At 36.8% G+C, this 14,532-nt stretch carries 7 protein-coding genes; 2 read left to right on the plus strand and 5 right to left on the minus strand.

Annotated elements, in window-relative coordinates; all coding sequences use genetic code 11:
• The coding region (locus tag AWV75_RS16785) for a PAAR-like protein (protein WP_060875465.1) at nt 1-4,591 on the plus strand (4,591 nt) is incomplete at its 5' end.
• 10 nt (nt 4,592-4,601) lie between these two features.
• Entirely contained in the window at nt 4,602-5,837 is a 1,236-nt protein-coding gene (locus AWV75_RS16790) for a hypothetical protein (RefSeq protein ID WP_060875500.1), read from the plus strand.
• Between the two features lie 123 nt (nt 5,838-5,960).
• Here the strand turns inward: AWV75_RS16790 and AWV75_RS16795 are convergent, their stop codons facing one another.
• The 5 genes from AWV75_RS16795 to AWV75_RS16815 form a co-directional block, all read right to left on the minus strand.
• Nucleotides 5,961-6,710: a glycerophosphodiester phosphodiesterase gene (locus tag AWV75_RS16795; RefSeq protein WP_060875466.1), complete on the minus strand. Its 750-nt coding sequence runs from the start codon at nt 6,708-6,710 to the stop codon at nt 5,961-5,963.
• A gap of 179 nt (nt 6,711-6,889) precedes the next feature.
• Nucleotides 6,890-10,027, minus strand: coding sequence for a S41 family peptidase (locus AWV75_RS16800; RefSeq protein ID WP_060875467.1), 3,138 nt, complete (start codon nt 10,025-10,027; stop codon nt 6,890-6,892).
• A gap of 476 nt (nt 10,028-10,503) precedes the next feature.
• On the minus strand, nt 10,504-11,817 hold the full coding sequence (gene rimO / locus AWV75_RS16805; protein ID WP_060875468.1) for a 30S ribosomal protein S12 methylthiotransferase RimO: 1,314 nt from the start codon (nt 11,815-11,817) through the stop codon (nt 10,504-10,506).
• Between the two features lie 198 nt (nt 11,818-12,015).
• Nucleotides 12,016-12,867: a hypothetical protein gene (locus tag AWV75_RS16810; protein WP_060875469.1), complete on the minus strand. Its 852-nt coding sequence runs from the start codon at nt 12,865-12,867 to the stop codon at nt 12,016-12,018.
• A 108-nt stretch (nt 12,868-12,975) separates the two neighbouring features.
• Nucleotides 12,976-14,517 carry an OmpP1/FadL family transporter gene (locus AWV75_RS16815; RefSeq protein WP_060875470.1) on the minus strand — a complete coding sequence of 514 codons (1,542 nt, stop codon included), beginning with the start codon at nt 14,515-14,517 and terminating at the stop codon, nt 12,976-12,978.
• Nucleotides 14,518-14,532: the final 15 nt, after the last annotated feature.

Below are 14,532 nucleotides of genomic sequence, written 5' to 3' on the forward strand. Positions count from 1 at the left end.
ACTTTTTCCTGAATTGCGGATTAGTACGCATAAAAAGTATTATGCGAATGCGGTTGATAAACTCATTGCGACTATTGAAGACACTCAATTTGTCGAAGGACCTTCTCCTTTTAAAACGTGTAAGCACAAAAAAGGGTACGATAAAAGCTGTCTGTATCAACCTCTTGGTTTTTGGAAGGTCGAAGCCAATGCGCATTTTCCTTCTCTTGGAGAACGGGATATCTTAACTGAAACAGGTACGCTACAATGTGTAATAGGCGGTATAATCTCCATTCATCACCATGGTCAAGTTATTACGGCGGAGGAAGACCAAGAGCAACAAGAAACAGAAACAGCAGAAGAAGAAAACACTTGTGATGATTTAATTGAAGAAAAAGTTGGTGAAGCTAGTAGTCTTCAAACGCTCCGCTATGTTTCCAATGTCGATAGTATAACGTTAGTGAATTTAGACGAACTCCATTGGGGTGCGCTTAGTCCAGAAAATCCTCGTGCTTTGCGTGTGGGCCTTGGAGAAGAAATGATATTTAGAGCGAGTACACCTTTAGGAGAAGACAAGCAGTACATCAGCTGGAGCGTCACACAGTCTTGTGGTGATTCGAGCCTTTTCGAAGCAGGAAAAACGGGTCAGACTTTTCACGTTCAAACAACGGCAGAAAACGTCAATTACCAAGCACATCCCACCACCCATCGTGCTTTTAGCTGGGAACCTACTCAGACGGGTGTTTATCTTATATCTGCTGCACGAACGCCAAAAGAAGAGGCGACAAAAACATATTACGGCACTTTTTACTACTATATCGAAGTGGTCAATCAGGCCGTTCTTACCTTGTTGGAATTGAATCAACCCCCAACATTAACGCGCGTTGTTGGAGATCAAGTAAAGATTACACTGCATAGTACCATTCGCTTGTCACAGGAACGAGTCGATCAACTGCGAATCAAAGTTCGCGTAAAAGAAGGAGATTCACATACCCAAACCGCTGTTGTTTTCTGCTCAGCAGGTAAGCATCCATTTACTCAAGTCGGTACTGTCATTCAAGCAGTGTATACCTGCACCAATACCCATACCTATCAAGTGGAGGTTTGGGAAAATTCAAAGCGCAGCTTTGCAATCCCGCCTCAATATTTTCAGATATACGCCAATGCAGTACTCTCGATTTCTCCACAGGTAGAACGGATTCGCTTTGGTAGTCGGATTACATTTACAGCTGAGCTTCAAAACAAGCAAACTATCAATCCAACACAGGTTAAATGGTTGATACAATCTCCAGGTAGTAAGCAATTTCAACAGCATTTTATACGTCATACAACAGTGACTCTAGATTTTACTGCGGAAGGTACCTATGTTATTGCGTGTGTATATGGCAATTTTTGGACAGGAAAAGACAAAGCGACACAAACCATTCAAGTCATGGCTAATCAACTCGAACAGTTGACACTAAGCCCAAGCCATGCCTCTTCGACAACTGTTCAAAAGACTCAAAACCAAGTTTATCGAGTTTACCGTCAAGCTATTGTGACGCTTACTTTGGAAACAACTTTAGGGTATCAATCTCCAACAGCAGATGTATATGTGGAAGCTCATGAGTTACACCAACCAAATGTGTTTCAACGATTGCTTCACTATGTGTTCCCTGAAAAAGAAAATCAACCAGCTTCTATTATTCACGCCAATGTTGACGGTGAAATACGCTATATGCTAACTTATGTCAAAGGGCCTAAAAAGCAGGCGGGTTTTGACTTGTCTATGTATTATGCCAATCCAAAACTTCAACAAGCCATTCAGCGCGATTTGAAGGAACTGCAAGCAACTGAATCAGCAGATACGCTTGCCAATCAATCCTTAGAAGCGATTGAAATCTATCCTATTCACACCCAAACCGAGGGTATTGTATTGCAGTCTAACCTAGCTACGCTGGATCTTCAATTGGAAGAAGTTGGTTTGTACCGCTTGGAGGTGCTATTCAATAACCAAACGTATACTCATGAAATTGAGTGTATAGAAGGAAAAGTGAACCGCTGGGAATTTGTCAATGCGTTGGATCAACATCAGCCTACTTTAAGTTTCAATGAAGACTTTGCTATTGCATTGGAAATTACAGGTTTTGAGGATCAATCAGCGACAATTTGTTATTGGTATGATTCTCGCAATCGAGAACGAGATGTATTAGAATTGTTTCGCGATACGGTTGATTTTGACAGCCAAGGGAAAGGTACGCATGTGGTAAAAAGCTTCTCTGATTTTTGGAAGACTTTCGCTTGTCAGGTTCCAGAAGGTCAAGGGGAAGAATACGCGATCTTTTTTACCCTTTCAGAAGAAATTGGACTATCGAATGTCAAAAGGGAATTATTCGATAAAAAGGAAGCCCTTTTTGGTCATGTTTTTCCAGTGGATACGGTGAATACTTATGCGTATATTCTGAAGAAATACCGTATTGAAGCCTATTTTAACACGGCTAATCACCGCCGTTTGATTCGCCCCATACTGTACAAAGAACCCATTGAAATTGAAGTAGTACGCATACTGGGGCGCTATGATCAGGATGAAATCTTACCTGATACCTTGACGGTAACCCTATATGAAAATACCAATCAAAGCTTTTTAAAGTTGGAATTTAAAGATCGAAAGGCTACCTCATTTTCTCTTGCTTTTCCCAAAGGGCAACATACAATTTATCATCCCTTAGATACGGGGGATGAATTGATCTACAAAGGGAATACTCATAAAAAAGACAAGGGATTGGCAAGTACCCCTCGTGTGTTTTATTTAGGAATTAGCTATGAAGCCAAAACCAAAGGACCGTTGTATAACCAAAACCCATATACCGTAAAGAAAACAGCTGTGGAGGTATTATTTCCTAAAGGATATGAGCGAAATCGAGCTAATGATCACTTACTGATGCAGCCCTTTCAACCGGAAATAGAAGAAGGATTGCCTCGTACAGAGGCTCAAAAACGAGCGAAAGAAAATCTTCTTCGCCTAGCGACCTATCACAAGGACAATAAATTGGGCTACCTCTACCTGCATCAGCTTAAACTGGTTGAAAAATTTGTGTTTAGCCAAACTTTTAAGGAACACAGTATACCAATTGTCGTGGAGCGTAGACCGCAGGATAAAAAGGAGGTTGTACCTGATTCCCATTCCGATTGTCCAAGATGTAAGGCTCCTGTAACAAGCGCCCAATTGCTCCAGATATTTCCAGGATCAGATGCAGCTGTCCTGGAAGCCATTGCAAAAGCCTATACTGATTATATGACGGTTTTTGAAATGAATACTTGTTGGAATAAAGCGCATTTTTTTGCACAAGTTTTTGCAGAATCAGGAAGCCCCTTGAAAATTAGAAAAGAGAATCTAGACTATTCTGCTTTACTATTGGAAACGGGTAATGAAAGGAGAAGGGGAAATACATGGGTGAAAGGAGATACCGTTAATCAAATTGGAGGATATTATACGGATGGAAACTATCGCTCTCAACCTGTGCGATTAAACAATTTTTTTCAAAATAAGCAGAATGCTAACAAGTATGGAAGAAAAGATTTAAATGCTCCTAATGACAGGGGTATACAAGCTGCAAACCAAAGAATGATTGCCGACTTGGTTTATGGAGGAAGATTTGGAAATGATAAAAATGAGCCAGGAGGTGAAGGCTGGAAATTTAGAGGACGAGGCTATATTCAGATTACGTTTAGAGCCAGTTATGAACAAGCAAATAAGTATACGACAAAACTATTGGGTGTGGAGGTATTAACAGAGGAAGGTGCGGATAAAGTAGGAATAGATCCTCAAGTGGCTATGGTGGCTAGTATGGCCTATTGGGCTTGGAGGGATAAAAAAGCGAATCACTATAGTAATTTAGAATGGAATGTTGATGAGGTGTCAAAAAAAATAGGAAACAATGTTGCTTATGCAGAGAAGGAAAAGATTTTTAAAGATAAGACGTCTAAGGTGTTTCAGATTGATACTTGTGGCTTTACCTACTTTCCCGATTATGGAGATGGCGTATTGGAAATGATGAAACGGTATGTAGAAGAAGGATGGACCTATAGTCAACGAGGCTCTCGGAAAGGAATAAAGTACAAAGATATTTTTGAAGTTGATTGTTCTGAAGTTGTAGCCTTGTATCTCTACCATTTAGGCGTCGTTCAAGAACCCATACAATTACATACCGGTGTGATGACTACAGAAAAAGATTTTCAAAAGGCTATCGGTAATACCAATATTGAACATGTTGTAGGAAGTGAAAAAGCAGATTTTATTCCAGAACGAGGGGATATATTCGTGTGGAGCGGTCTTAATAAAAAAACAGGTCAAGTTCGGGGACATACAGGAATTGTATATAAGCATAATCAAAAAGATGATTTAGTGATAATATTAGAAGCCATAGATGCATTAGGAAGCGGCGATGAAGATACACACTTAAGAAATGCTATAGGAATATATGATAACAGTAAAATAACAAAAATTAAGGAATCTAAAATACACACAAAAAAAACAAGAGTAGCTTACTACAAACGCACTGGAGGAGCTCTTAGTTCACATGACAGTTGGTTTGGATATTTTAGACCTATTAACTACACCAAAACATTATAATATTTTTATTATGAAATACAGAATTCTACCTATATGCCTACTTATTTGTTTTCTATCGCTTAATTGTCAAAAAAAAAATCAAGAACCAACAATACAAGAACAAATATTAACACAACCCAAAAGAGACTGGCAGCATATGCCTCAATATAAAGAAGAAGGAATTATGGAAGTTATGGAAGGGCGAACGCAAGAAAATCAAAAAGTACTAGAAGGTATTTATGATCTCAATCTAGGGATGCCTGAAGGTCAGGAGTTTATTGAAGAAGATTATAGTATGGAGGAGATAAACTTGATGAATCACCTCTACTATATGGGATTAAAATCTTTTGGATTTCAATTTCCAAGTGAAGAAGTTTTTGCTCAGCGAATTATGGAGATTTTTAACGTAGACATCTATACTGATTATTCAACTAATCCCAGAATAAAAAAAATAGACAATTTTCTAATACTATTACCTAAAATATACAACCAAGATAAATATGATAAAGTTCCATTGCTTTATTTTACTTATGGAAATTATATTTTCGATTTAGAACACCGGTATTTCTATAGTTTTAGCTATGATGATGTGGAGAGATATTTAGATGATTATGATAAAAAGTATTATGGATTTAGAGTAAATTCTTATGATCTTGCATACAATAATTATATTTTTTATTCCAATCGAGCTGCACTAAATGAAGTCTATGATTTTTTACCTTATGAATTTGTGAAAGATATTGGCTATGAAGATTTCCCTCCAAATTATCCAGATGTTTACAAAAGAATTCAAATCAAATGCATGGATGAATACAAAAAAATGAGCAAGCTTTCACGCGAGGGTTGGGATTACCGCATGTATGATCGTTTGTTTTTTTCTCGTGGGTTTGATGGAAAGCTGATTGTCAAGAAAAAAATGTTAGCTGCTGCTGTAGAATTAGCCAAAGAAGATGAAGCCTACATTCGAGTGCCTTTGGATTACTATTTTATTCAAATGACAACACCGTATATTCCCAACGAATATGCTGCTGATTACAGCGAAGTAGACAATTACTTTACCCAGCGAGAACCCTATTATACCCCTGAAGAGCGAGCTATGATTTGGGTGTATACGTCTCTTTTAGAACTACATGTTGCAGAAAAATTCGCTAGTACCATCGAATATGACTTTATTATTTTAGCACAGCAATACCCTGAATTGTATGAAGTTGCTCAAGAGCACAATTTCTTTGGAGAAGATATGTCAGAGGTGTTGAGGTATTTGTAAACAGAGCATGGTACGTGGTCTTATTATACAGTCATAAAATAGAACTAGTGAAACCTATATACCATAATAAAGGCAGTTGTGTTTTCACAACTGCCTTTATCGTATAAAGCAAATAATTGAAATTTAAATTCGTTCAGGGAAGTTGGTAATAATCCCATCAACCTTTAGCTTTTTCATGCGTTCAATGTCTTTAAGATCATTAACGGTCCACGGAAATATTTTTAGCTTTTCTTTTTTAATCAAAGCCGTGTTTTCCTCATTGAGCATTTTGTGATAGGGATTAATAGCTCTGGCTTGAATACTTAACGCAAATTCAATCGCATCTTCCGGTTTTTTTTCTGTTAATACGGCAAGGGGTAAATCGGCATCTAAGTCATATGCTATTTTTAACTCTTCCCATTTAAAACTAGAAAGAATAAAATCATCATAGGTCCATCCTCTTTGTAAGAAAGTGCGAATAAGACGATGGGTATCTACTGCTGTATTGCTTCCTTTTAGTTCAATATTTAGTACGGCCTTTTTTCCTATAACTTCAATTACTTCCCCTAATGTTGGAATTTTGTATTTACCTCCTACTAAAACATCTTCCAATTCTTCTAGGGTATAACTTTCAATATCCCCTTTCGCATTGGTGATGCGATCGAGTGTATCATCGTGAAAAACGACAAGCTCTCCACTTTTTACTTTGAATACGTCAATCTCAATCATATCACAGTGTAAATCGATAGCTTTTACAATAGATTCCACCGTGTTTTCAGTAATATGTCCCATAGCACCTCGGTGTCCAATACGCAGTATTTTTGATTCTTGTGCGATTGTGGTAGAGGTGATAACTGTACAAAGTATGGATAACAATGGCATTTTTAATTTCATAGTTCAAGTATTGATTAGTGAAAAACAAAAATGTATCAATTCTAAGGAATAGCAATTATCTCTACATTATCTTATTGTAAATAAAAAAGTGATTGCATTTAAAATGATAAATTTTACCATTAATGTATTGAAAAAGAATGAAAAAAGAGAACTTTTTATTGAAAAAAGCTCTCTTTTTTTTATTTTAAATCTTGTAAGATTTCTTGTACAGCGCGTTCTAGCTGTGGATCTTTCTCTTGCAGGCGATCCATAAAGGTGTTTTTGACATATATATCTGGAGCTACTCCTGTTTTTTCTAAATTATCCCCTTCCAAGGTGTAAGTTCCCCAAGAGGGTAAGCGATAAAAAGAATTGTCAACTAATGATTTACCAGAAGTGAAAATAATCCAACGATAGGTTTCTTGACCAATGATTTTTCCCAATTTTAAAGCCTTAAAACCAGCTGCAGTCATTTCTGCATCACTAAGTGAAAACTCATTGATTAGCAGGACAATCGGTTTTCCACTTGGACTAAAATTACTCTGCATTGTGAGTTTTCCTTCTCTATATTTCCATTGTAAATAAGGGCGTTGTGCCAAGAAATTGAGTACTTTATCATGTACGTTTCCTCCTGTATTGAATCGAAGATCTAAGATGACACCTTCCTTGTGGTGTTCTTGCTCAACCATATCCAATAAGAAAGAATCTAATTCCGTAGACCCCATATTTTTCATGTAACTATAGGCAATTCTGTTTGTACTCCATTCGTTAACACGTTGTTTATTTTGATAGATCCACTCGTCATACAATAAACTTTTCTGCGCAACAAATGAGATGGGATGTAGTTTTACTATAATTTCTTTTGCTCCGCGTAAGAAGGTTAATTCAATTTCCTCTTGGGTAGGGGCAAACGTAAAATAAGCATCGCGGTTTTTTGTGGAATCTACTTTTTGCCCATTGACATGCGTCAGTATATCACCTTGCTGTAGCGTAATATCCTTCGTTGCTGCTGGGGATTTACGTAGTACACGCGCGACTTCATAAGGATTCAATGCAGAGAAAATGATTCCTGTTTCTACGGTATTGTATTGTAACCTCGTTTTTTCTTCTTCTCCCGTTGAGGTAAAGCCTAAGTGAGAAGAACCCAATTCACCTAACATATCATTGAGTAAGATACGAAGGTCGTTTCTACTATTTAGATAGGGAATATAGGATGCAAAATAGGTTTTTGTCGCCTCCCAATCTAGACCATGGAACGTTTCGTCATAGAAATTTTCTTCTACACCTGCCCAAGTTTCTTCAAACATTTGACTAAATTCTTCCGCTAAGTTTTTAGTGAAGGAATAAGAAATATTGATTTTTTCAGGTGTACCTTTCTCTAAAGCAAATATGTAGAGGTTGTTGCCACTTAGTGCATAGAGTGTTTTGTCCTTTCGCTGAATCTGATTCACACTTTTATCCCATACTTTTTCTGTTTTAGCGTCTTCAAATTGCTCATAAATCTTGCGATATAGCGTGTATTTTCCATTTTCTTGATTGGAAGAATAATAGACATATTCCTTTTTATCCTCTTGGAAGACAGTAGGCGTATTTTGATTGCCAAATTTGTCGCTCACCAATTCAATGCGATCTAGTATATCTTTTGTATTGATGCTAACTACAAGAGATGGTTTAGGTGATTCGGTTGCTTTTGTTTTCTTTTTTTTGCTCTCGTTTTTTTCTTCTTTTTTGACTGTAAATAATTGATCAAATTCATCTGATTTAAATGGTTCTGTATACCAATCCAAGGCTAGGCGATAAATACTAGCATTTTGCATACCCATTGGATAAGAAGGATTCAATCGATCACTAGTGAAATAAATGTATTTCCCAGACGGAGACCAAACAGGATTCGTTTCTGAAACTCCTGTATTCGTCAAGTTAATGGTTTCATTTTTTTGGATGTTATGAATAAAAATATCATCCTCGAAATTGCGTTTTGCTGTAAAGAGCACATACGCTCCATCTGGAGAGAAGGATGGTGGTGCACTTTGGAAAGCCCATATTTCGTCTTTGATAATTGTTTTAGAAGTGAACGTTTGCAAATCAAGTAAGCGAATTTCATCTCGACCACTCGTATAAACAGCCTGAGTCAACGCTTGATTAAAGGTCAAATCTCTATTATTACGCAAATCCTGTGTTAACTGTTCTGCTTTTCCTTTGCCGTTTGCTGCAATTTTAAACCAGTTTTGGTATCCCTTATGCGTTTGGCTAAATAAGAGTGTTTGGTTGTCTTTTAGCCATTTTACCTCCATCACTCGTTCTGTACCTGTTGTGATTGCTTGGATAAATTTACCTTCAATATCCGATACAAAAAGTACGCCTCGACTGACGAAAGCTAATTTTTTTCCATCAGGTGCAAGATCAAAGAAACTGATATTGTCTTCTACTTTAAAGGTTTGTTCTTTCGCAATAGATTTATTTGTATTTAATGTAATATCAAGTGAGCGAACTTGATTTAGCTTGGTATCAAACACAAAAAGCTGGTAGTCTTTTTCAAAAATAACTTGACTTCCATCTGCAGATACAAAAGGTTTTTTGATGGATGAGGTGAACTCAGTTAAGGCTGTTTTCTTGCCATTTCTGAAGGTATACAAATTGTAATGTCCATTATTTTCATCCGAAATAAAGTAAATGTTACCTTGTCGATCGACAGTAGGATTAAAATCTTTTCCGTTGTAATCAGTATAGGATTTGAAACTTTGATTCGTTGGATTATACCCCAAAATATCAGGGTTATTTTCACCCTTATATCGTTTACGCATTACTTGATTTGAGCTTTCAGTTGAATTGGTAAACAAGTATTCCCCAGCGGGTGTTTCAACTAAACCATTGGTATTATTGAAATAGTTGGTGAAGAGTGGGGTGGGAGTACCTCCATTTTTACTTATAGAAAAAGAAGCATAGTTGTTATACGCATTACTTGTAAAATAAATTGTTTCACTATCCCAGCTCCAGCTTTCCATTTCATCTGCGGCTTGGTGATAGGTTAACTGTTGAATTGGACCACCCGTTAAAGGCATCAGAAAAATATCCTTATTGCCATATTGATCTGAACTAAAAGCCAACCATTTTCCATCTGGAGAAACACGAGGGTTAGTTTCATTACCTGGTAGAGCCGTGAGTCTTAAAGCTTCTCCACCTGATGTGGGCACTTGCCAAAGATCTCCATCAAAACTAAAGTAGGTGGTTTTTCCATCTGGACTTAGCGAAGGTGTAGAGGTGAAGTGCACTTTATTTTGACCCCAGACCATGGAAGTCAAGGCTAAGGTTAGAAGAGAAATAGTCTGTTTCAGCATAATTCTATATTTTTCCTAAACTTAAAACTATTTTGTGCAACACCCAAGTGGTTTTGTGTGGTTTGTTTTTTGTGCTGTTTGTTCTTTAGTTATCTTCTCATTGTTGGAAGTTATGTTATGAAAGGGTGAGATGATGAGCGGGTGAGATGATGAGCGGGTGAGGTGATGAGCGGGTGAGGTGATGAGCGGGTGAGGTGATGAAAGGGTAAGGTGATGAGAAGGTAAGGTGATGAGAAGGTAAGGTGATGAGAAGGTAAGGTGATGAGAAGGTAAGGTGATGAGAAGGTAAGGTGATGAGAAGGTAAGGTGATGAGAAGGTAAGGTGATGAGAAGGTGAGGTGATGAGAAGGGATGAGAGGGTCAGCAGCCCATAACTCATAACCCATAACTCATAACCCATAACTCATAACCCATAACTTCATAGCCCATAGGGCCAAAAAAAAAATCGCCATCTCTTGAGATGGCGATTTTTTATATTAGTTTGCAGGACTTCCGTATAAATCGAACTCTGTTGCTTCATCAATGGTGATGGTAGCAAATTCCCCAATTTTTAGGTAGTGCTTAGTTGCGTCAATTAAAACTTCGTTATCAACATCTGGACTGTCAAATTCTGTACGACCAATGAAGTGATTTCCTTCTTTTCTATCAATGATACAACGATAGGTTTGTCCAATTTTTTCCTGGTTTAATTCCCATGAAATTTGAGCTTGAATTTCCATGATTTCGTTTGCTCTTTCTTGTTTTACTTCTTGAGGAACGTCATCTTCTAGAGCGTAAGCATGGGTGTTTTCTTCATGAGAATAAGCAAAACAACCTAAACGCTCAAAACGCATTTCTTGTACCCAATCTTTTAAGATTTGGAAATCTTCTTCTGTTTCACCTGGATATCCAACGATTAACGTTGTACGAATAGCCATTCCTGGTACAGCTGCTCTAAATTCGTTTAATAATTTTGTTGTCTTTGCTTGTGTAGTTCCACGACGCATCGATTTCAAGATATTATCTGAAATATGTTGCAAAGGAATATCAATGTAATTACAAATCTTAGGCTCACGCTTCATTAATTCTAATACATCCATTGGGAAACCTGTAGGGAAAGCATAGTGTAAGCGAATCCATTCGATTCCTTCTATTTTCGTTAAGTTCTCAAGTAACTCCGCTAAGTTTCTCTTTTTATATAAATCTAGTCCGTAATACGTTAAATCTTGAGCAATAAGAATTAATTCTTTTACGCCATTTTTAGCTAGCCCTTCAGCTTCTTTGACCAATTTTTCAATAGGTTGAGAAATGTGTTTTCCACGCATAATAGGAATGGCACAGAAACTACAAGGACGGTCACAGCCCTCTGCAATTTTTAAATAGGCATAGTTCTTAGGAGTCGTTGTTAAACGCTCACCTAAAAGTTCATGGCGGTAATCGGCACCTAAAGCTTTCAAAAGAAGTGGTAAATCTGTAGTTCCGAAGTATTGATCTACATTTGGAATTTCAGCTTCTAAATCAGGTCGGTATCGCTCAGATAAACACCCTGTTACAAAAACTTTATCTACAACACCTTGTTCTTTTTTATCTACGTATTCTAAAATCGTATTCACTGATTCTGCTTTCGCATTGTTGATAAAACCACAAGTGTTAATCACAATGATATTCGCTTCATCGTTAGCCGCTTCGTGTGTAACGTCTTTACCACTAGCTTTTAATTGACCCATTAACACTTCACTGTCGTAAATGTTTTTAGAGCAACCTAGAGTTACAACGTTTATCTTGTTCTTTTTTAAAGATTTAGTTCTCATTTGTTTGAAAAAAATTGGACTGCAAAAGTACATTTTTTTTCTATATAGCGAAGAAGCTTTGTGAGAATTATAAGAAGTGCTGCGGTTATCTAAAATGATTCCGTTTTAGATAGGAGGTGAATGTGTGACAAATAAGGGAATAAAAAAAGTGGCAAATTCCGAAGAACAGCCACTTTATGAGAGTATAAAGAAGTGGATTTACAGTTTGAAAATCCCTCCAAATGCGATAACTGTCTCACCAAACCAGAAGTTGTGGAACGCTTTGTCTTTTTTGCTAGCTGTTGTACGAACATCATACATATCAATAAATCCTCCTTTTAATTCTGCTTGAACGAAGAAGTGTTTAAAGAAGGTTACGTTTAAACCTGCTTTTGCAGAAAAACCTAAACCAGAAACATGAAATTCATCATATCGATCTTTACCCAGCAAGGTTGTATTTGTTTTAGGGTAGATGATACCGAATCCAAGACCTTCTGTAACATTCACTTGGATTTTATCTGTATTGTAAATGCGGAATAATTTCGAGATATCATCGACGCGATTTACTTCAACATTCAAATAGTTTAATCCATCTGTATGTTCGAATTTTAAAAATTCTTCCGTTAATTTTACTTGATCTGGATGACCAGCGACTTGCTCTCCATAGCTACCAGCACCATAATATTCTCCAGAGTAATTTACCGTTTGATTTTGACGCATCACATATTTCATGTGATCAACCCCAATGGAAATATTGTATTTATCTGTAATAAAGTATCCAATTCGCAAGTTTGTTTGCGGAATAGTCATACGTCCTGGATTGATGTAATCAACATGCCATCCTTTCGGTTTATCATCTGCTTTTACGTCTTTAATAGTAAAATCATAGCCTTCCCCTCTAAATCGAATGTCTGAATTGGTATAATATCCTCTGTTTCCTCCCCAATAAATGTAAAATTTACCTTTGTTTGAGGCGGTATAACGCAAAGGTGTAGTAGCTGTTTCTTGTGCAAATCCTACTGTAGTTGCCAACAAGCATACACTTGCAAAAAGTTTAAAAATGGCTTTCATTAGTTTGATTCTTTTAATTTCTGAATTCTGATGCAAAAATACAATAAAAAAATCTCTTTAAGAGTTTATCCTTAAAGAGATTCATAGTATTAAAAGTTCTAAATGAGATTAGAAATTAATGACATAAGATAACGTTACCCAGTTTTCTTTCATTTTCCAAGTCGCATTGTCATACAAATTATTTACTGTCATATCGAGTACAGATGTTTTGTAGGAACGGTTGGAATGTGTGTAGGCTAAGTCTAATCTAGAGTCTCCAAATTCATAACCAATACCTACTGAGAAACTATTTAAATCACCCATATATTTGATGTTTTTATAGGGACTTTCTTCAAAGCGATATCCTCCACGAAGGCTTACTTGTTTGATTCTATATTCCCCACCAATACGGAATTCACTCGCTGTTTTCATTTCGGTGTTATAGAAATCATTCAAGATTTGATAACCACCGTCATTTTTAGGTCTGAATTGATTGTTGCTATAATCTTTAATACTATAGTCCACACTAATTAACCCTCTTTTATTGAAGACATAAGCTAAACTTCCGGTGTATTTTGCTGGAGTTTTTAATTTATAACGTTCAAAGATATTGGTAACTGCAGGATAAACTGCATAAGCTTTACTATCACCTACTACCGTTGTACCTACTCCTTGTGTAATTTCATCACGCAGACTATACCAAGTAGGAGATTCATAGGCAACTCCCGCTCTTAATTCATCTGTAATTTGACCAATTACCCCTAGGTTAAAAGAGAATCCAGTACCATAGGTATAAAGCTGATTGGTATAGTTAATGGACTTTACCATGCCATCAGGTAAATTACTGCGGTTAACTTCTACAGCATCTGAGGTTTGTTTGTAATCAAATAAGTGCAAGTTTAAATTAGCTCCCACAAAAATGCGATCTCCTAGTTGTGCTGAAAAGTTACCTGAAAACTTACTGTTGTATCCGTCAGTACTTACGTATTTTCCTTGAGTATAGGTATCTTGGTCTGTTCCAAAATTAGCTTCATATTCACCATCTTTACTTCCTTTATTCAAGATGAATGTTTCATGAGCTAAATAAGTTTGCTGTCCTGGATAACCTGCAACATACCCCGCATTGATATAATCCTGATTTTGGTTATTTGAAGGTACTAATACACGATGCGGAACCTGATATCCATTGGCTAATTGATAAAAGTACTCGCCTAAAGAGTTTGTTTGCCCTGTTCCCATGATGCGGTAATCGTTGTTCAGGTTTTTAGTACTCTCATAATTTACTCCAACAGCAAATTTTCTCATGGTTGCTTGAGCATCATTGGAATTAAAAACGAAAACAGCGCCCAACTGACCTACATCAAGTCCTGTGTAGTTTTTAGACTCACCGTTGTTCAGATAATTTGTTTTATTGTTTTTATTAGCCAATGATAAGCTGAAAGAAGCTTGGTTATAGTTAAATATAGCACTTCCTGCAGGGTTAATCTTGAGTGCAGATAAATCTCCTCCAACGGCACCAAATGCTCCACTCATTCCTCTGAAACGAGCTGTACCATTCATATCCGATTCTGAATATCTCGAAATATCTAACGGGTTTATTTCTTGTGCCTGTATCGCTCCAATTGTCAAAAGTGAAGCGCTTAATCCAAAAATAAATTTATTTATATACATAGGTATGATCAACTA

The organism is Myroides odoratus, from assembly GCF_001549985.1.
GTDB lineage: Bacteria > Bacteroidota > Bacteroidia > Flavobacteriales > Flavobacteriaceae > Flavobacterium > Flavobacterium odoratum_A.

Excerpts from the sequence above, each read along its gene's own strand:
- AWV75_RS16790 (WP_060875500.1), top strand. The coding sequence starts at position 4,602 with ATGAAATACAGAATTCTACCTATATGCCTACTTATTTGTTTTCTATCG.
- AWV75_RS16795 (WP_060875466.1), bottom strand. The coding sequence starts at position 6,710 with ATGAAATTAAAAATGCCATTGTTATCCATACTTTGTACAGTTATCACC.
- AWV75_RS16800 (WP_060875467.1), bottom strand. The coding sequence starts at position 10,027 with ATGCTGAAACAGACTATTTCTCTTCTAACCTTAGCCTTGACTTCCATG.
- rimO (WP_060875468.1), bottom strand. The coding sequence starts at position 11,817 with ATGAGAACTAAATCTTTAAAAAAGAACAAGATAAACGTTGTAACTCTA.
- AWV75_RS16810 (WP_060875469.1), bottom strand. The coding sequence starts at position 12,867 with ATGAAAGCCATTTTTAAACTTTTTGCAAGTGTATGCTTGTTGGCAACT.
- AWV75_RS16815 (WP_060875470.1), bottom strand. The coding sequence starts at position 14,517 with ATGTATATAAATAAATTTATTTTTGGATTAAGCGCTTCACTTTTGACA.